An 18,125-nucleotide genomic window follows, 5' to 3' on the forward strand; every position below is an offset into this window, starting at 1 on the left:
CAGCGCTTGCCTGAAATGACCCGGACGCCCGTCACCGGGCGAACATCCCATCCCTGACCCGCAGGCCGCCCCTTGCAAGAGATCCCGCTCTCCTTTCTGTTCGGCGCCCTGATCGTCCTGTTCCTGCTGTCGGCGTTCTTCTCCGGTTCGGAGACCGCGCTAATGGCGCTGAACCGCTACCGCATGCGCCACCGCGCCCAGACCGGGCACCGGGGCGCGGCGATCGCCGCCCGCCTGCTGGAGCGTCCGGACCGCCTGATCGGGCTGATCCTGCTGGGCAACAATTTCGTCAACATCCTGATTGCACAGATCGCCACCTTTATCGGCTGGCGGCTGTTCGGCGACACCGGCGTCGCCATCGCCACCGGCGTGCTCACGCTGACCCTGCTGATCTTCGCCGAGACGGCCCCCAAGACCCTCGCGGCGCTGCACAGCGAGCGCGTCGCCTACCCGGCAGCCTGGATCTACTCGGGTCTGCTGAAAGTCCTGTGGCCCGTCGTCTGGATGATCAACGTGCTGGCCAACAGCGTGCTGCGCCTGTTCGGCGTGCACATGCAGCCTGGGAGGCGATCGGCCCTGAACACTGACGAGTTGCGCAGCGTGGTCTCCGAGGCCGGCGCCCTGATCCCGGCCAACCACCAGCGCATGCTGCTGAACCTGCTGGACCTGGAGCGCACCACGGTCGAGGACATCATGATCCCGCGTAACGAGATCGTGGTCCTGGACCTGAACGAGCCCTGGAACGAGGTCGTCGAGCAGCTGGTACACGGCAGCTTCACCCGCCTGCCGGTGGTCGAGGGCGAGCTGGATCATATCGTCGGCTTCCTGCACCGCCGCGACGTGATTCCGCTGATCGAACGTGACGACTTCGACGCCGAAGACCTGCGCCAGATCCTCACGCCGCCCTATTTCATCCCCGAGGGCACGGCGCTGAACCGCCAGCTGATCAACTTCCAGCAACAGAAAAAGCGGATCGGCCTGGTGGTGGACGAGTACGGCGACATCGAAGGTCTGATCACCCTGGAAGATCTACTGGAGGAGATCGTTGGCGAATTCACCACCGATTCCCCGGCGATGAGCGACGACGTGCTGCGTCAGGAGGATGGCTCGGCGATGGTCGATGGCGGCATCCACCTGCGCGAGCTGAACCGATCGCTGGGTCTGGAGCTCCCGGTGGATGGCCCCAAGACCTTGAGCGGGCTGATCGTCGAGTACCTCGAGAGCATCCCCGAGGCGCCGGTGAGTGTACGCATCAACGGCGTGGTGATGGACATCGTACAGATCAAGAACAACACCATCCGCACCGTGCGCGTGGTCGCCCCCGACCTACCAACAAGCCCGAACCACAAGGAAGCCTGATGGCGAAGGCGAAGACCCAGTACGTCTGCCGGGAATGCGGCGCGGTAAGCCCAAAGTGGGCGGGCCAGTGTGGCGACTGCGGCGCCTGGAACACCCTGGAGGAGGCCGCACCGGCCACCCAGTCCGGCCCACGCGGCGGTTACGCGGGCGAGGTCGCCGGCATCACCCGACTGGGCGAGATAGAGGCAGGCGAGGTCCCTCGCACCGGCACCGGCCTGTCGGAGCTGGACCGCGCCCTGGGCGGCGGGTTGGTACACGGGTCGGTCGTGCTGCTAGGCGGCGACCCGGGGATCGGCAAGTCCACCCTGCTGCTGCAGACCCTGGCCATGCTGCCGGTCGGCGACACGCTCTACGTGACCGGCGAAGAATCTGCCCAGCAGATCAGCATGCGCGCGCGGCGCCTCGGACTCGAGGTCGACGGGCTGCGCCTGCTGACCGAGACGCAGGTGGAAAACGTGATCGCCACCTGCGAGCGCGAACGCCCGCGTGTGCTGGTGATCGACTCCATCCAGACGCTGTACACCGCCGCACTGCAATCCGCCCCCGGCTCGGTCGGGCAGGTGCGTGAGAGTGCCGCCGCCCTGGTGCGCCTGGCCAAGCAGCGCGGCATCACCGTGATCCTGGTAGGCCACGTAACCAAGGATGGCCAGCTGGCCGGCCCCCGCGTACTCGAGCACATGGTCGACACGGTGCTGTACTTCGAGGGCGACCCGGACGGGCGCTACCGCATGTTGCGCGCGGTAAAGAACCGCTTCGGCGCGGTCAACGAGCTGGGTGTATTCGCGATGCTGGAGAATGGGCTCAAGGCCGTCTCCAATCCTTCCGCCATCTTCCTTTCCCGGCATCAGGGGCCGGTACCCGGCTCCGTAGTCATGGTCACGCGCGAGGGCACCCGGCCGCTGCTCGTGGAGGTGCAGGCCCTGGTCTCCGAGAGCCATGCCCCGCAGCCGCGGCGCATCACCGTGGGGCTGGAACAGAACCGGCTGACCATGCTGCTGGCTGTACTGCACCGCCACGGTGGCGTGGCGCTGTTCGATCAGGACGTGTTCGTGAATGTGGTCGGAGGCGTGCGCGTAACCGAGACCGCGGCCGATCTGCCGATGCTCGCCGCCGCGTTGTCGAGTTTTCGCGACCGGCCGCTGCCGCAAGAGATGCTGGCCTTTGGCGAGGTCGGGCTGGCCGGCGAGATCCGGCCGGTACCGAACGGCGAGGAGCGCCTGCGCGAGGCGGCCAAGCACGGCTATACCCGGGCGATCGCACCGGCGGCCAACGCGCCGCGCAAGCCCATCAAGGGCATGGAGGTGGTTGCGGTCTCCCGCCTATCGGAAGTCCTCGACGCCCTGTAGCGCCTGGCCCCGCCGCCTCTTGTGGCAAGGCACCGTTCGTCATCCGGTGTTTACGTGCCTTCGGCTGGCCGCCTGCCATGCGCTGTCTCGCCAGCGCGCCGCGCCCGTTTTTGATCAACAACTGGCTTTCTTGCTTGCCCAAGAAAGTACCCGTCGAGGCGCACCCGGATTCCGCCCGGGGACCTTGCTCCAGGGCCCTCGGGCCGGCGGCGCTGAAACTCGCTACGCTCAAACAGTCAGCGCCTCTCTTCCGTCCCGAAGACCCTTCCGCAAGGGGCTTCATACGGGGGAGGAAGGTCAAAACAGAAGGCCTCCCCGCGCTTATGCTTGGCTCCAACGCCATAGGGTGCGGTTGAGCGCAGCGAAACGCACCGTTCCGACGTCGGGGCAACTCTGATGCGATTCGCTGCACTCATCCGCATCCTGCCCGCCCCCCAGCGCCCGCTGGCGGGCGCGGCACGCCACGGCCGCAGGCCGCGCGTGCCGAAGATGTCCGAAGACCTAGCCTCCATCTACAAGCAAAATCGCCGGGACAGCTGCTGTCTTGACCTTCACCCCCCGTTGTCGTCGCGCCGAGTGGAGAGGGTTTCGCGGGAAGAGAGGCGCTGACTGTCTGAGCGGAGCCGAAGGCGTAGCGAGTTTCAGCGCCGCCCGCGAAAACCCTCGGAGCGAGGGAAACCCCGGCCCGCACAGCGGGCCGGGGTCGCGGCAGTCGGGCGTGTTTCTTGGGTACTTCTTTGCACGAGCAAAGAAGCCCGTTTTTGATCAACAACTGGCGCGGCGCGCTCGCGAGTGAGCGCATGGCAGGCGGTGGACCGAAGCCACCGTAAACACCGGATGCCGAACCAGGGCCAGCCACAACCGCCACCGGCGTGAACCGGAAACGAAAAAGGCGCCCGGAGGCGCCTTTGGTGAAGCGGGCAAAACGGCCGCGTCAGTTGACGGCGTCGAGGTCGGCCGCGAGGGACTCGCGCGTGCCCTCGGAGACGGCGTCCAGCCGGTGGCTGTAGTTCTCGTGCTCCACTCCCATGGCAATGGCCGCACCGGATTTCGCGGCGGAGACCATCTCCGGGGTCAGCTCGAAGCGCAGGAAATGCACCGAGGAGGTCTTGTCGTCGGTTTCCCGATCCAGGTCCTCGTTCGCGATCGGGTAGACCTTGTCGTGGCCTTCGACCTGCACATAGGTCTTGAGCTCGATCCCGATCAGCTTGGACAGCTGCACCTTGCGCTCGTCCACGTCCGGGTACTCGACCATCATGGTCGCCTTCCAGTTGGAACCGTCCGGGATCAGCGGGTTGTAGGCGTCCAGCTCGTCCTGGATGCCTTCGGAATCGAAGATCTTCTCGACCCGCAGCATCTCCTGGATCTGGTACTGCATGGTCTTGCGATCCTCGAAGTGCAGGGTCACGGCCGGGCCCACCTGCACCACGCGGTTGCGCTTGTGCTGCATGACCTCGTTGCGAAACTGGGGCCGCACCTCGTGGTACTTCTCCAGCGAATACAGGTCTTCTCGACTCAGTTTGTCCACACTTGCCTCCATCTCGATACCTCCGTCACGTCGGCATGGTCCGCGGGACCACTCAGTGATCGTGGTGCCCCATCTGCGTGTAGTCCTTGTCGGACCAGAGGTTGTCTTTCAGTTCGTGGTCGAACACCGGGTTATGGCGCCGAATCCATTCCAGCACCATTGCCGCGTGCTCGATCTCCTCGTCGCGGTTGTGCGCGAGGATCGCCTTGAGTTCTTCGTTCTTGCAGGCGTCGATGCGCTGCTGGTACCAGTCCACCGCCTCGAGTTCTTCCATCAGCGAGACGATGGCGCGATGCATCTCGCGCGACTCGTCGCTCAGTTCCTCGACGGGTTCGTGGTAGCTGTCACTGGCCATGTCTTGTCTCCATCCGCGATCGCCCCGGCGGGCGCACGTCGTGTTCTGTTGGCAAACAACCGGCGCTACAGGCCGTAGGCCTGACGCAGCAGGGTCAGCGGGTGCTCGGGCGCCTTGTCCTCACCCTTGCCCTGCAGTCCGTTCTCGATCATGTGCCCGGCCATCGGGCAGTCACTCGAGTAGTGATCGGACTCGGCCTTCTGCACCCGGTTCACTACCGGACGGCAAATCTTGGCCGCAGTCTCGTAGAACTCGCTCTTCACACCGTAGGTGCCGTCATGCCCGGAGCAGCGTTCGATCACGTCGATCTCGGTATCCGGCACGAGCTTTAGCAGGTCGCGGGTCTTGAGCCCCATGTTCTGCACCCTCAGGTGGCAGGCGGCGTGGTAGGCAATCTTGCCGAGCCTGTCGGGGAAGTCGGTATTGAGCTTGCCGTCCTTGTGCCGCTCCATCAGGTATTCGAACGGGTCGAAGATGCGATCGCGCACCGCAATCACGTCGGCTTCTTCCGGGAACATCAGCGGCAGTTCCTGCTTGAACATCAGCACGCAGGACGGGACCGGCGCGACGATGTCATAGCCCTGGTCGATCATGCGCTTCATCGCCGGGATGTTGGCCTCCTTGGAGGCCTCCACCGACTTCAGGTCACCCAGCTCCAGCTTGGGCATGCCGCAGCACTGTTCCTTGTCGACCAGTGTGACCTCGATGCCGTTGTGCTCGAAGACTTTGACCAGGTCCTCGACCAGGTGCGGTTCGTTGTAGTTGCCGTAGCAGGTCGCATAGAGGGCGACCTTGCCCTGGGTGGCGCCGGCCGGCTCGGGGTTGCTGACACCCTTCGCGGCCTTCGCGAGGCGCGAGCGCCCCTTTTTCGAGTGGTATTCGGGGACCGGGGCATCCGGGTGCACGCCCATGGTCTTGTCGAGTACTTTCCGCACGGCACCGTTCTTGTTTGCGGCATTGACCGCGCCGGCGACCACCGGGATGCCCGCCAGCTTGCCGACGGTGTCGGTGCTGGACATCAGCTTGTGCGAGGTCTTCGCACCCTCGTTCTGGAAACGGAAGGCCTTGGCCCGCAGCATCAGGTGCGGGAAATCCACGTTCCATTCATGCGGGGGAACGTAGGGGCACTTGGTCAGGTAGCACAGGTCGCACAGGTAGCAGTGATCGACCACTTTCCAGAAGTCCTGCTTGTCGACCCCGTCGACCTCCATCGTCTCGGACTCGTCGACCAGATCGAACAGCGTGGGGAAGGAATTGCAGAGGCTGACGCAGCGCCGGCACCCGTGACAGATATCAAAGACCCGCTCCAACTCGGAGAACAACGATTCCTCGTCGTAGAACTCGGGATTCTTCCAGTCCAGCGGATGGCGGGTCGGTGCTTCCAGGCTTCCTTCACGTTGGTGCGTCGGCGCAGACATGCATCCCTCCGGTATCCGTATCAGTGACGATGCTTCGAGGGAAACACGGAACAACATGCGAACGCAGCCGCGGGGCTGACTTCACAGGCTGTTCCGTACCTCCCGGAAAAGCGGGACCGGCCAGGGCCGGCCCCGCGTACTACAGCCGGGAAACGACTTAGTCGTCCAGCTGGTCCAGCGCCTTCTGGAAGCGGTTGGCGTGGGAACGCTCCGCCTTGGCCAGGGTCTCGAACCAGTCGGCGACTTCATCGAAGCCCTCGTCTCGGGCCGTCTTGGCCATGCCCGGGTACATGTCGGTGTACTCGTGGGTCTCGCCGGCAACGGCGGTCTTCAGGTTCGCGGAAGTGGAACCGAATTCCAGGCCGGTGGCCGGATCGCCGCAGCTCTCGAGGTACTCGAGATGGCCGTGGGCGTGGCCGGTTTCACCTTCGGCGGTGGAACGGAACACGGTCGCGACGTCGTTGTAGCCTTCGACGTCCGCCTTGGAAGCGAAGTACAGGTAACGACGGTTGGCCATCGATTCGCCGGCAAAGGCCTCCTTGAGGGCTTCTTCGGTCTTGCTACCTTTCAGTTCCATGGGTCTCTCCTCTTGCTGGTTGGGATCCACACACCATTGCGACCGTTGTGCGGATCAGGAATTTAGACTTTGTCTAAACCACTTGAGAACTCTAGTCAGCACCCGGTCGCATGTCAACCGATTGCCCCGCTGAGCGTGGGGGCACGGTCACGAAACACAAGCCCCCGGTCGCCCGGCTGCTTTCCTCGACGCGGCGGATCGGATACTTTCTCACCTTTTGGCCCCCGTGATCCAATAAGAATCCAACACAGTAATCCGACACCATGACCGACCCGTCCACCGACAGCCCCGCCGAGTTCGAAGCCAGCCTGGAGGCCCTGGAGGCCCTGGTCGCGCGAATGGAATCCGGCGAACTGGGCCTGGAACAGTCTCTGGAGGAATTCCAGCGCGGCATGGAACTGGTCGGCCGCTGCCAGAAGGCGCTGGACGACGCCCAGGCCCGCATCGAGAAACTCGCCAGCACGCCTTCTTCGGAGGGCGCCGCGACCGGGGGCGCCCCCGACACCCCGACCGACCCCGACGACGTCCCCTTTTAGGCCTCCGCCGTGAGCATCCCAGATCCATCCGAGGCGCTGAAGGCCTATCAGCGTCGTATCGAGACCGTACTCGACCAGCGTCTCGCGCCCGACGCCGCGCCCGACACGCGACTGATCGAGGCCATGCGCTATGCCACGCTTTCCGGCGGCAAGCGCCTGCGCCCAGTCCTGGTATACGCGGCCGGGGCCACCTGCAGTGCCCCGGATGAAGTGCTCGATGCGATGGCAGCGGCCGTGGAGATGGTCCACGTCTATTCGCTGATCCATGACGACCTGCCGGCGATGGACAACGACGACCTGCGCCGTGGCCGGCCCACCTGCCACCGCGCGTTCGACGAAGCCACGGCCATCCTTGCCGGGGATGCGCTGCAGGCCTGCGCCTTCGAGATTATGACCGCTGGCGTACGCGCGCTGCCGGGCCAGGCTAGCCTGGACGCCCTAGCCGAGCTCGCCCATGCCGCGGGCCTGCACGGCATGGCGGGGGGGCAGGCCATCGACCTCGGCGCCTGCGGCAAGCCGATCGATCTGGCGGAACTGGAGCGCATGCACCGGCTCAAGACCGGCGCCCTGATCCGCGTGTCGGTACGCCTGGGCGCGATCGCCGGTGGCGTCTCGGAGGACAGCCTCGGCCACCTGACCCGCTACGCCGAGTGCATTGGCCTGGCCTTCCAGATCCGCGATGACGTACTCGACGTGGAGGGCGACCCGGAGGTGCTCGGCAAGGCCTGCGGCGCGGATGCCCGGCTGGACAAGGCGACCTTCCCCTCGCTGCAGGGCCTGGAGGCCTCGCGCGAACGCGCGGTGTCCCTGGTCGACGAGGCACTGGCCGAGCTGCAACCCTTTGGCCAGGAGGCGGACTTGCTTCGCTTCCTCGCGCGGTACATCGTCGACCGCATGAACTGATACGGCCCGATCATGACCCCCACCCCCCTGCTGGATGCAATCGAATGGCCCGCCGACCTGCGGGCACACCCGGCCTCGGAGCTTCCCGGGCTGGCTGGCGAATTGCGCCAGTTCCTGATCGAGAGCGTCTCGCGTACGGGCGGGCACCTGGCCGCCAACCTGGGCACGGTGGAGTTGGCGATCGCGCTGCACTACGCGTTCAACACGCCGGACGACCGCATTGTCTGGGATGTCGGCCACCAGGCCTACGCGCACAAGATCCTGACCGGGCGGCGGGCCGGCATGGCCAGCCTGCGCCAGCACGGCGGACTGGCCGGCTTCCCCAAGCGCGCGGAAAGCGAATACGACGCCTTCGGGGCCGGGCACTCCAGTACCTCGATCAGCGCGGCCGCCGGGATGGCTCTGGCCGCCAAGCACGCGGGACTGGACCGTCGCCATGTGGCGGTGATCGGCGACGGGGCGATGACCGCGGGCATGGCCTTCGAGGCGCTCAACCACATCGGCGATCTCGACTGCAATCTGCTGGTCATCCTGAACGACAACGACATGTCGATCTCGCCCAACGTCGGCGCGATGAACCAGTATTTCACCCGCCTGCTGTCCGGACGCATCTACAGCTCGGTGCGTGAGGGCTCCAAGCGCATGCTGGAGTTCGTCCCGCCGGTCAAGGCCTTTGCCGAACGCGCCGAGGAACACATGAAGGGCATGCTCGTGCCCGGCACGCTGTTCGAGGAGTTGGGCTTTCGCTACTTCGGGCCGGTGGACGGACACGACGTAAACAGCCTGGTATCGATCCTGAAGAACCTGCGCGGCGGTCACGGTCCGCAACTGCTGCATGTGGTCACGCGCAAGGGTCAGGGCTATGCCCCGGCCGAGGAAGACCCCTGCCGCTACCACGGGGTCTCCAAGTTCGAGCCGGAAAACGGCCTGAAGCCCTCCGGCCCGAAGGCACCGACCTATACCGACATCTTCAGTCAGTGGCTTTGCGACCAGGCCGCGGCCGACGAACGCCTGCTGGGCATTACCCCGGCGATGCGCGAGGGCTCCGGCCTGGTCGCCTTCTCCGAACAGTTCCCGGAACGCTACTTCGATGTCGGCATCGCCGAGCAGCACGCGGTCACGCTGGCCGCCGGCATGGCCTGCGAGAGGCAGAAGCCCGTCGTCGCCATCTACTCGACGTTCCTGCAGCGGGCGATGGACCAGGTGATCCACGACGTCGCCCTGCAGAACCTCCCGGTGCTGTTCGCGGTGGATCGTGCAGGGATTGTCGGCGCCGATGGCCCGACCCATGCCGGCACCTTCGATACCGCGTTGCTGCGCAGCGTCCCCAATATGCTGCTGATGGCCCCGGCCAACGAGCGCGAGTGCCGCCAGATGCTGTCCACTGGTTACGCGTACGAGGGCCCGGCGGCGGTGCGCTATCCGCGCGGGGGCGGCCCCGGCGTCTTGCCGGAAGGGGGCAGTGACGACCTGGAGACCCTGCCCATCGGACGCGCCGAGGTCGTGCGCGAGGGACGGGGCCTGGCGATCCTCAGTTTCGGTGCACTGCTGGAAACCGCCCTGGCCGCCGGCGAGGCGCTGGATGCGACCGTGGTGAACATGCGCTATATCAAGCCGCTCGACACCGACCTGCTGGCGCGGCTGGCCGCCAGCCACGAAGGCTTCGTGACGCTCGAGGATCATGCCCGTGCGGGCGGCGCGGGCAGCGCGGTGCTGGAATGGCTGTCCGCCGAAGGGCTAACCCTGCCCTGCCAGCTACTGGGCATCCCGGACGCCTTCACCGAACACGGCTCGCGCGAGCAGATCCTGGCCGACTGCGGCCTCGATACCGAGGGCGTGCTGGCCGCGATTCGCCACGCCTTTGGGCAGGAGAATTGCGCCCCCGACAGCGGACGGCTAGGCTTCGCGGGCTGAGTATCCTCGCGACCCTGTGATGGTCGCGCTAGCCGGAATCGATCCATGAGCGCCCGTTACACTCTTCGTGTCCTGACCGACTTTGCCTCCGCGCATACCCTGCGCGACTACCCGGGGCAGTGCGCGAACATGCACGGACACAACTGGAAGGTGGAGGCCGAGGTCCAGGCCGAAACCCTGGACGACGCCGGCATGGCGGTGGACTTCAAGGTGGTCAAGACCGCCGCGCGCGAGATCGCCGGGCAGCTGGACCACCGCTATCTGAACGACGTCCCGCCGTTCGACACGGTCAACCCGACCGCCGAGAACATCGCGCAGTGGTTCTTCCGTCAGATGGCGGAACGCCTGAACCGCCCGGGCCTGCGCATGCACTCGCTGACCCTGTGGGAGACCGACCGCGCCTGCGTACGCTACAGCGAGGACGGTTAGCCCCCCTCCCACGCCCCGTAATGCCGGGACGCCCCCAACAGCCTCTACAGGTGATTCGAGGCGTAGTCCGCCAGCCGCGAGCGCTCGCCGCGGGTCAGTGTGATGTGCCCGCTGTGGGTCCAGTTGCGGAAACGGTCCACCACGTAGGTCAGGCCCGACGAGGTCTCGGTCAGGTACGGGGTGTCGATCTGCGCGATGTTGCCCAGCGCCACCACCTTGGTGCCCGGCCCGGCGCGGGTGACCAGGGTCTTCATCTGCTTGGAGGTCAGGTTCTGCGCTTCGTCCAGGATGATGTAGCGGCTGAGGAAGGTGCGCCCGCGCATGAAGTTCAGCGAGCGGATCTTGATACGGCTGGTCAGCACGTCGTTCGTGGCTGCCCGGCCCCAGTCGCCCGCGCCCTCGGACTTGGCCAGGACCTCAAGGTTGTCCATCAGCGCACCCATCCACGGGGTCATCTTCTCTTCCTCGGTCCCGGGCAGGAAGCCGATGTCCTCGCCCACCGGGACCGTGACCCGGGTCATGATGATCTCCTTGTAGGTGTTGTCCTCCAGCGTCTGTGCAAGCCCCGCGGCCAACGCCAGCAGGGTCTTGCCAGTACCGGCAGCCCCCAGCAGTGAGACGAAATCCACCTCCGGGTCCATCAACAGGTTCAGGGCATAGTTCTGCTCGCGGTTGCGGGCATTGATGCCCCAGACGCTGTGGCGCGGGGTCATGTAATCGTCCACCAGCTCGATCACTGCGGATTCGTTCGGCTGGTCGATCTCCAGCACGATTGCCGACAGCGGGTTTTCCCCCTCGCGGTAGACGAACTGGTTGGGCTGCCACTCGCTGACCAAGGGTCCGGTCACCCGGTAGTAGGTCCGTCCGGACTCCTGCCAGGAGTCCATCTTGGTCCCGTGGGTCTCCCAGAAATCCGCCGGCAGCTCGGTCATGCCGGAGAACAGCAGGCTGACGTCGTCCAGGACCTGGTCGTTGTAGTAATCCTCCGCGTGCAGGCCGATCACCGCCGCCTTGATGCGCAGGTTGATGTCCTTGGAGACCAAGGTGACCGGGAGGTCCGACCACTCCGTCTTGAGCGCCTGGGCAGTGGCCAGGATGTCGTTGTCCGGGGTCGATCCGGGCAGCGAATCCGGCAGGCGCGAGGTGAGATTGCGGGTCTGAAAAAACAGCCGCCCGGAGGGTGCAAGCGTCGACTCGCTGAGCGATTCGGCCTGTAGTGGCAACCCGGCGGCGATCTGCTCGTGGGTCGCGCCACTCATCAGCTCGTCGATAAAGCGCGAGACCTGGCGTACGTTGCGCGCGACCTCGGAGACCCCCTTCTTGCCACGGTCGAGTTCTTCGAGCACAACCATGGGAAGGAAGATGTCGTGTTCCTTGAAGCGGAACAGCGCGGTGGGGTCGTGCATCAGGACATTGGTGTCCAGGACAAACAGGCGTTTCGGGTCCTCCGGTGTTTCGCTCATGGCGCCTCCGCGGCCGGGGTGAGTCGAAAACAAATGGGTCGAACGTCTACTGCCAGTACTCTCGAAGAATTCGCGCGGCGCCTCACTGGCCGGCCATCTCGCGTACCGCGGCCAGGACCTCGTCCACATGCCCCGGCACCTTGACCTTGCGCCATTCCCGGCGCAGCACACCCTGCTCGTCGATCAGGAAGGTGGAGCGTTCGATGCCGCGCACCTGCTTGCCGTACATGTTCTTCATCTTGATCACGTCGAACGCCTCGCACAACTGCTCGTCGGCGTCGCTCAGCAGGTCGAACGGCAGCTCCTGCTTGGCGCGGAAGTTCTCGTGGCTTTTCACGCTGTCGCGCGAGACCCCGAGAATGACCGCACCGGCGGCGTCGAACGCAGCCTTGCTGGCGGCGAAGTCGCGGCTTTCGTTGGTGCAGCCCGGCGTGCTGTCCTTCGGGTAGAAATAGAGCACCACGATCTTGCCGCGAAAATCACCCGGGCCCAGCGTCTGCTCGCCGGTGGCGGGCACGCGCAGGTCTTCGGGAACGGTCTGGTCAATGGCGATCGTCATCAGGTGTCACTCCGTGTCGAGGTTGGGCCGGACGGCACCGGATCGGAATCAGGCCTTGATCGGATCCAACACGCCGTCCAGGTTCAGTTCGTCGCAAAAATCCATAAATTCCCCGCGCAGGCTGGCCAGGTGCTGGCCCGCCGGGATATCCACCACCATGTTGGCGGCGAACATGCGTGCGCCCGTGTGCTGGGCGGTATAGACACGCGTCTGCACATCGCGCAGGTTCACGCCACGGCTGGTGAAAAAATCGGCCAGGGCATTGACCAGCCCCGGGGCGTCCAGCGCGACCACGTCTACCGCATAGGCCATCGCGGGATGACTGGATTCATCCAGCGGGCCACGGCGTACCGTCACCACAAGATCCAGCTCGGCTTCCAGGCGTTCGAGGCGGGATTCCAGCGTAGCGAGAGTCTTCCAGTTGCCACTGGCGCTCAGGGCCATGCAGCAGTAACCGTCGAGGGTAGTGATGCGACTGGATTCCAGGTTGCAGCCCGTATCGACAATCACGCGGGTGACGCCAGCCACCAGACCCGGCTGGTCGGGCCCGATCAGATTGAGAACCAGGTGGGTGTGCGAACCGGCCCCGACAACGTCAGCCATGCCGGCCTCGGGAACGCATGGCGCAGCGGGGCGGCCACTGGCCTGGGATAACGCTGGGCGGGTTGGATGCGTCTGCGGGCATGATGGCTGGGAACATACCACCTCGCCACCGCGGCGCCAACGGTGGCCCTGTGCCTCAACGCGGCGTCTGCGCGCGGCTTCTTGAACGCCTTGTCGCGCGCCCGTTAGACTGCACCATTACCGTCGCTGGAGGAGTCGATGTTTCAAGGCAGCATGGTCGCACTGGCGACCCCGATGCACGCGGACGGCAGTCTCGACTGGCCGGCGCTTGATCGGCTCCTCGAATTCCACATCGAGGCCGGCACCGACGCCATCGTGGCAGTCGGCACCACCGGCGAATCCGCCACCCTCGATTTCGACGAACACTGCGAAGCGATAGCCCATACGGTCAACACCGTGGGCGGTCGTCTGCCGGTGATCGCCGGCACTGGTGCGAACTCCACGCGGGAGGCAATCGCACTGACGCGCTGCGCCCGGGATGCCGGCGCCGATGCCTGCCTGCTGGTTTCCCCGTATTACAACAAGCCCACACAGGAAGGCCTGTATCTGCACCACAAGGCCATTGCCGAGGCCGTGGACATCCCGCAGATCCTCTATAACGTCCCGGGACGCACGGCCGTCGACATGCTTCCCGAAACCGTAGAACGACTGGCCCACATTCCGAATATCGTCGGCATCAAGGAAGCGACCGGCAGCAACGAGCGTACCGCGGAGCTCGTCGAGCGTGTGGGCGGCCGCATTGATCTTTTCAGCGGCGAAGACGCCAACGGTCTGGCCTTCCTGCTGGCTGGTGGGCAGGGAGTGATCTCGGTGACCGCGAACGTCGCCCCGGCGCTGATGGCCCGCATGTGCCGCGCCGTGCGCGAGGATCGCGCAGACGAAGCGCGCGAGATCAATCGCCAGCTGGATGGTCTGCATTCGGCCCTGTTCCTCGAAGCCAATCCCATCCCGGTAAAATGGGCCTTGCAGCGCATGGGGATGATAGAGGAAGGTATCCGCCTGCCCCTGACACCCCTTTCCGAACCGTTCCATGCACCGGTACTGGACGCCCTGCGCCAGGCCGGCATTGAGGTCTGAGTCCGATCATGAAATCGCCTTTCAAGCCCTATCACTCCGCCGCGCGCGCCACCCTCGCGATCGCTACGGGTCTCGCCGTCGCTGGTTGCGGAGGCTGGGGCGGTGACCGCCAGTCTGGCCCGGAGTACGAAATGAGCCGCCAGATGGAGGACCTGGAAGTCCCGCCTGACCTGATCGCGCCGGACACCGAACGCGCCTACCGCCTGCCCGATGACCCGGGCGGCCGCATCAGTGCCCGCGACATGCAACAGGACACGGCCCAACGCCAGCAGCAGCCCGCGCAGGCCCAGCCCGGCGCCCCGACCCGCACCGTCCAGGTGCTCCCGGAATCCGCCGAAGTACAGTTGATGCGTGACGGCGGGACGCGCTGGCTCCAGGTCGATGGCGATCCCGACGAGATCTGGGATCGGCTGGTCGCCTTCTGGGACAGCCAGAACCTGCGGCTGGAACGCAACGAGCCCCAGGTGGGCGTGATGCAAACCGAGTGGGCGGAGGACCGCGCCGGGATCCCGCTTCGCGGCACCCAGAACATCTTTGCCCGTGCTCTGGGCAACGTGTACGACGCCAACACCCGCGACCAGTACCGCATGCGCGTCGAACGCGATAACGGACGATCGGAGATCTACATTACGCACCGCGGCGCCGAAGAGCAGGCCGAGGGCCAGTCCTGGCGCTGGGCCATGCGCCCTTCGGATCCGGAACTGGAAGCCGAGATGCTGAACCGGTTGCTCGTATACCTCACCACCGGGGATCCGGGTGAAGGGGGTACACGCGTCGCCGAAACCCTCGTTGATCGCCCGACAGAGCTGCAACTCACGGAACATGATGGCTCGCCCGCTCTGCTGCTGGGCGGCGAATACGACCGCGTGTGGCGCCAGCTCGGTACATTCCTCGACCGCGCCGGACTGCTGGTCGACGAGCAGGATCGCCAGGCCGGAATCTACGAGGTGACCTACCGTCCCGGCATGACCGGCGAACGCGAAGAGCGCGGCTTCTTCAGCCGCGTGTTCGGACGTGGTGGAGACCGCCGCGAAAACGAACGCTACCAGATCCGCCTGCAGGACCGAGGCGATGGTGACCTGCTGATCGAGGCACGTGACCTTGAGGGTGACCGACTGAGTGATCGCGACGCCGAGTTCGTCCTCGAGCGCATCCAGACACAGATGCAGCGCTAGCAAGTCCGGGGTATGCCCGTCCCTGTGTCCCCTGCGCCAATGGCCCGGGGGACACAGGGACATCTGCGAACCCGGCAACATCGCCAAGCAATCACCTTCGGAGCAACCCGTGATCCGATTCTGTTCACTTGGCAGCGGGAGTGGCGGCAACGCGCTCGTGGTCGAAATAGGCTCTACCCGCCTTCTGGTGGACTGCGGCTTCTCGGTACAGGAAATTGAACGCCGCCTCGCACGCCAAGGACTCGCCGCCTCCGATCTCGACGGCGTATTCGTCACCCACGAACACGGCGACCACCTCGGCTCCGCACCAGCCCTCTCGCGCCGCTACGGCCTGCGCGTCTACGCTTCCGCAGGCACCCGCCTCGCGGCGCGCGACAGTGGGTTCGCCCATTTCGAGCCGATCCAGCCTGACCTCCCAGTAGAGGTCGATGATGCCCTGGTCATCCCCTACACAGTCCCGCACGACGCGCGCGAACCCACCCAGTTCGTCTTTTCCGACGGCGCCTCGCGCCTCGTCTTGATGACCGATGCGGGGCATATCTCCCCGCACATGATCGAGATCGCCTCCGGCGCCCAAGCTCTGCTTCTGGAGTGCAACCACTGCCCCGAGTTGCTCGCATCCGGCCGCTACCCCCCGAAACTCAAGCGCCGCATAGGAGATGGTTACGGCCATTTGCCCAACCGCGATGCAACTCGCCTACTCCAGCGTGCCGACACGAGTCGGCTCGCACACCTGATCGGAATGCACTTGTCGACCGACAATAACCGGCCCGAGCTCGCGGAACGGGCGCTGTGCGACGGTGTAGGGGCCGGTCGGGACGAGATCGAGATTGCGTCACAGGAAACAGGCTTCGACTGGCGCTCCATCCCCTAGGCACCGGACGCCCGTGGGACGAAATTCCGTGTATCCCTAACGGCGCGATTCCCGCAGGAAATAGATCCCGCCCGCAATAAACGCGATCCCGATAATCGTCGCAATTGGCCCACCAAACCCGGATCCCTCGCGTGGTGCAATGGGCGTAAAAGCGACCTCGCCCCCAAGCACCGCATAGAGGCCGATCCCGATCAGGACTAGTCCGACTGCGACCAGCCCGCCATCCGTTCGTTTCTTGCCTCGAGCCATAACCCAATCCGTTTCAGCCATTTCCCGCACCTTATGCGCCGGCCACCGACCCGCATGCGCCATCTCCCCATAAAAAAAGCCCGGCCCCCAAAACGGGAGCCGGGCTTCGGATTAATGCCTGGCGGTGACCTACTCTCACATGGGGAGGCCCCACACTACCATCGGCGCAGAGCAGTTTCACTTCCGAGTTCGGGATGGGATCGGGTGGTTCCTACTCGCTATTGCCGCCAGACAAACTGGCCAGATCACCCAGCGCGAACGCTGCGTCATCTGAATTCGGAATGCATTCTAGGTGATGTGTACAACAGTGATGTGTCAGTCGAGACCAACCATCAACACCTTGGGTGTTATATGGTCAAGCCGCACGGGCAATTAGTACTGGTTAGCTGCACGCGTTACCGCGCTTCCACACCCAGCCTATCAACGTTGTAGTCTTCAACGGCCCTACAGGGACCTCGAGGGTCCAGGGAGATCTCATCTTCAGGTGGGTTTCCCGCTTAGATGCTTTCAGCGGTTATCCCTTCCGCACATAGCTACCCGGCAATGCCACTGGCGTGACAACCGGAACACCAGAGGTGCGTCCATCCCGGTCCTCTCGTACTAAGGACAGATCCTGTCAAATCTCCGACGCCCACGGCAGATAGGGACCGAACTGTCTCACGACGTTCTAAACCCAGCTCGCGTACCACTTTAAATGGCGAACAGCCATACCCTTGGGACCTGCTTCAGCCCCAGGATGTGATGAGCCGACATCGAGGTGCCAAACACTGCCGTCGATATGGACTCTTGGGCAGTATCAGCCTGTTATCCCCGGAGTACCTTTTATCCGTTGAGCGATGGCCCTTCCATACAGAACCACCGGATCACTAAGACCTGCTTTCGCACCTGCTCGACGTGTCTGTCTCGCAGTTAAGCACCCTTTTGCCTTTGCACTCGTCGCGCGATTTCCGACCGCGCTGAGGGTACCTTCGCACTCCTCCGTTACTCTTTGGGAGGAGACCGCCCCAGTCAAACTACCCACCACACACGGTCCCCGACCTGGATGACAGGCCTGGGTTAGAACTCCAAAATTGCCAGGGTGGTATTTCAAGGTTGGCTCCACTAAGACTAGCGTCTCAGCTTCAAAGCCTCCCACCTATCCTACACAAACAATTTCAAAATTCAGTGTGAAGCTGTAGTAAAGGTTCACGGGGTCTTTCCGTCTAGCCGCGGGTACACAGCATCTTCACTGCGATTTCAATTTCACTGAGTCTCGGGTGGAGACAGCGCCGCCATCGTTACGCCATTCGTGCAGGTCGGAACTTACCCGACAAGGAATTTCGCTACCTTAGGACCGTTATAGTTACGGCCGCCGTTTACCGGGGCTTCGATCAAGGGCTTCGCCGAAGCTAACCCCATCAATTAACCTTCCGGCACCGGGCAGGCGTCACACCCTATACGTCCTCTTTCGAGTTTGCAGAGTGCTGTGTTTTTAATAAACAGTCGCAGCGGCCTGGTCTCTGCGACCTCGACCAGCTCAGGGAGCAAGTCCCATCACCAGCCAAGGCGTACCTTCTCCCGAAGTTACGGTACCATTTTGCCTAGTTCCTTCACCCGAGTTCTCTCAAGCGCCTTGGGATTCTCACCCTGCCCACCTGTGTCGGTTTCGGGTACGGTCCCGCGTTAACTGAAGCTTAGAGGATTTTCCTGGAAGCAGGGCATCAGTCACTTCGCTCCCGTAGGAGCTCGTCATCGTATCT

17 protein-coding genes and 2 rRNA genes (1 of these 19 running past the window's edge) are annotated in these 18,125 nt (G+C 64.4%); 9 read left to right on the forward strand and 10 right to left on the reverse strand.

Going from position 1 to position 18,125, the window contains the following annotated elements:
* Positions 1 to 72 precede the first annotated feature (72 nt).
* Both C935_RS0101085 and radA read left to right on the forward strand, forming a co-directional pair.
* Entirely contained in the window at positions 73 to 1,359 is a 1,287-nt protein-coding gene (locus tag C935_RS0101085; protein ID WP_018860672.1) for an HlyC/CorC family transporter, read from the forward strand.
* Positions 1,359 to 2,705, forward strand: coding sequence for a DNA repair protein RadA (gene radA, locus C935_RS0101090; RefSeq protein WP_018860673.1), 1,347 nt, complete (start codon positions 1,359 to 1,361; stop codon positions 2,703 to 2,705). Before C935_RS0101085 ends, radA begins: the two co-directional genes overlap by 1 nt.
* Positions 2,706 to 3,639: 934 nt before the next feature.
* Here radA and C935_RS0101095 read toward each other — a convergent pair.
* The 4 genes from C935_RS0101095 to C935_RS0101110 form a co-directional block, all read right to left on the reverse strand.
* Positions 3,640 to 4,245, reverse strand: a complete 606-nt coding sequence (locus C935_RS0101095) for a DUF3501 family protein (protein ID WP_018860674.1) — start codon at positions 4,243 to 4,245, stop codon at positions 3,640 to 3,642.
* Positions 4,246 to 4,285: 40 nt separating this feature from the next.
* Positions 4,286 to 4,588, reverse strand: a complete 303-nt coding sequence (locus tag C935_RS0101100; protein ID WP_018860675.1) for an encapsulin-associated ferritin-like protein — start codon at positions 4,586 to 4,588, stop codon at positions 4,286 to 4,288.
* A 65-nt stretch (positions 4,589 to 4,653) separates the two neighbouring features.
* Positions 4,654 to 6,006 (reverse strand): heterodisulfide reductase-related iron-sulfur binding cluster, encoded by a 1,353-nt coding sequence (locus C935_RS0101105; protein WP_018860676.1) that lies wholly within the window; start codon positions 6,004 to 6,006, stop codon positions 4,654 to 4,656.
* Between the two features lie 157 nt (positions 6,007 to 6,163).
* Entirely contained in the window at positions 6,164 to 6,583 is a 420-nt protein-coding gene (locus C935_RS0101110) for a rubrerythrin family protein (protein WP_018860677.1), read from the reverse strand.
* A gap of 263 nt (positions 6,584 to 6,846) precedes the next feature.
* On the opposite strand from C935_RS0101110, the gene C935_RS0101115 reads away from it, so the two are divergent.
* From C935_RS0101115 to queD, 4 genes are read left to right on the forward strand one after another with little or no spacing between them, the layout of a single operon-like run.
* Positions 6,847 to 7,119, forward strand: a complete 273-nt coding sequence (locus C935_RS0101115) for an exodeoxyribonuclease VII small subunit (protein WP_018860678.1) — start codon at positions 6,847 to 6,849, stop codon at positions 7,117 to 7,119.
* A 9-nt stretch (positions 7,120 to 7,128) separates the two neighbouring features.
* On the forward strand, positions 7,129 to 8,022 hold the full coding sequence (ispA, locus tag C935_RS0101120; RefSeq protein ID WP_018860679.1) for a (2E,6E)-farnesyl diphosphate synthase: 894 nt from the start codon (positions 7,129 to 7,131) through the stop codon (positions 8,020 to 8,022).
* 12 nt (positions 8,023 to 8,034) lie between these two features.
* Positions 8,035 to 9,936 carry a 1-deoxy-D-xylulose-5-phosphate synthase gene (gene dxs, locus C935_RS0101125; protein WP_018860680.1) on the forward strand — a complete coding sequence of 634 codons (1,902 nt, stop codon included), beginning with the start codon at positions 8,035 to 8,037 and terminating at the stop codon, positions 9,934 to 9,936.
* Positions 9,937 to 9,981: 45 nt separating this feature from the next.
* Positions 9,982 to 10,365 carry a 6-carboxytetrahydropterin synthase QueD gene (queD, locus tag C935_RS0101130; RefSeq protein ID WP_018860681.1) on the forward strand — a complete coding sequence of 128 codons (384 nt, stop codon included), beginning with the start codon at positions 9,982 to 9,984 and terminating at the stop codon, positions 10,363 to 10,365.
* Between the two features lie 44 nt (positions 10,366 to 10,409).
* Here the strand turns inward: queD and C935_RS0101135 are convergent, their stop codons facing one another.
* From C935_RS0101135 to C935_RS0101145, 3 genes are all read right to left on the reverse strand, one after another.
* Positions 10,410 to 11,828 carry a PhoH family protein gene (locus tag C935_RS0101135; protein ID WP_018137823.1) on the reverse strand — a complete coding sequence of 473 codons (1,419 nt, stop codon included), beginning with the start codon at positions 11,826 to 11,828 and terminating at the stop codon, positions 10,410 to 10,412.
* Positions 11,829 to 11,910: 82 nt separating this feature from the next.
* Positions 11,911 to 12,387 (reverse strand): peroxiredoxin, encoded by a 477-nt coding sequence (locus C935_RS0101140; RefSeq protein ID WP_018860682.1) that lies wholly within the window; start codon positions 12,385 to 12,387, stop codon positions 11,911 to 11,913.
* A 48-nt stretch (positions 12,388 to 12,435) separates the two neighbouring features.
* Positions 12,436 to 12,990 (reverse strand): glycine cleavage system protein R, encoded by a 555-nt coding sequence (locus C935_RS0101145; protein ID WP_018860683.1) that lies wholly within the window; start codon positions 12,988 to 12,990, stop codon positions 12,436 to 12,438.
* Between the two features lie 219 nt (positions 12,991 to 13,209).
* On the opposite strand from C935_RS0101145, the gene dapA reads away from it, so the two are divergent.
* The 3 genes from dapA to C935_RS12660 all read left to right on the forward strand — a co-directional run bounded on the left by dapA (position 13,210) and on the right by C935_RS12660 (position 16,137).
* Positions 13,210 to 14,088, forward strand: coding sequence for a 4-hydroxy-tetrahydrodipicolinate synthase (dapA, locus tag C935_RS0101150; RefSeq protein ID WP_018860684.1), 879 nt, complete (start codon positions 13,210 to 13,212; stop codon positions 14,086 to 14,088).
* An 8-nt stretch (positions 14,089 to 14,096) separates the two neighbouring features.
* Positions 14,097 to 15,263, forward strand: a complete 1,167-nt coding sequence (gene bamC, locus C935_RS0101155) for an outer membrane protein assembly factor BamC (RefSeq protein ID WP_038040153.1) — start codon at positions 14,097 to 14,099, stop codon at positions 15,261 to 15,263.
* A 157-nt stretch (positions 15,264 to 15,420) separates the two neighbouring features.
* Positions 15,421 to 16,137: an MBL fold metallo-hydrolase gene (locus tag C935_RS12660; protein ID WP_038040150.1), complete on the forward strand. Its 717-nt coding sequence runs from the start codon at positions 15,421 to 15,423 to the stop codon at positions 16,135 to 16,137.
* A gap of 36 nt (positions 16,138 to 16,173) precedes the next feature.
* On the opposite strand, the gene C935_RS0101170 is transcribed toward C935_RS12660, so the two are convergent.
* The 3 genes from C935_RS0101170 to C935_RS0101180 form a co-directional block, all read right to left on the reverse strand.
* The gene (locus C935_RS0101170; protein ID WP_018860688.1) at positions 16,174 to 16,386 is read right to left on the reverse strand and encodes a hypothetical protein; all 213 of its coding nucleotides are present in this window, start codon (positions 16,384 to 16,386) and stop codon (positions 16,174 to 16,176) included.
* A 116-nt stretch (positions 16,387 to 16,502) separates the two neighbouring features.
* Positions 16,503 to 16,618: ribosomal RNA gene (gene rrf, locus C935_RS0101175) — 5S ribosomal RNA — on the reverse strand.
* Between the two features lie 119 nt (positions 16,619 to 16,737).
* Positions 16,738 to 18,125: ribosomal RNA gene (locus C935_RS0101180) — 23S ribosomal RNA — on the reverse strand (it continues 1,492 nt past the right edge of the window).

This window comes from Thioalkalivibrio sp. ALJ3 (genome assembly GCF_000377205.1).
Classification (GTDB): Bacteria; Pseudomonadota; Gammaproteobacteria; order Ectothiorhodospirales; family Ectothiorhodospiraceae; genus Thioalkalivibrio.